1 protein-coding gene is annotated in these 578 nt (G+C 43.1%); it reads right to left on the bottom strand.

Translation table 11 applies throughout. The features are described 5' to 3' along the window. Positions 1-578 (bottom strand): RNA-guided endonuclease TnpB family protein (locus HFM85_RS16020; RefSeq protein ID WP_173754738.1); only part of this gene is annotated, 578 nt, incomplete at both ends.

A 578-nucleotide genomic window follows, 5' to 3' on the forward strand; every position in this document is an offset into this window, starting at 1 on the left:
TTGGTTTTCACGCACCAGCATCGTTGACTGTTTCTGCAGGAAATCATTCCGCTGATTGGTTACTTTCTCATACACTCTTGCCACCCTGATCCGCTGCTTCTCGCGGTTATGGGAATCTTTTTGTTTTCGGGAAAGCCTGCGCTGTTCTCTTATGAGTTTTCGCATTGAGCGTTCCAGATATCTGGGATTTGATACCGTATTTCCATTACTGTCGGAGTAGAACGCTTTGATTCCGACATCAATCCCTATCGTTCCGCCAGCATTTGAGCGTGGTTCCGGTTCAAAATCAACATTTAAAACCGCAAAATATTTTCCAGCCGGTGTGTGCTCAATGATCACGTGATTAATCTTTTCCACTTCCATCGACTGCCGTATTTTAACAAATCCAAGTTTCGGAAGTTTGATATATCTTCCCACAATACGGATATTATCTTTTTGATTTACCGTTCTGTATGACTGGAACCGGTTATGTTTACTTTTGAAGGTTGGATAGGAAGCCCGTTTCTGAAAGAAATTCACAAATCCCCGGTCGAGATCCCGCAAAGACTGCTGTAATGCAATGGAATCTGCTGCTTTCA

Source organism: Blautia schinkii, from assembly GCF_013304825.1.
Lineage (GTDB): Bacteria > Bacillota > Clostridia > Lachnospirales > Lachnospiraceae > Blautia_A > Blautia_A schinkii_B.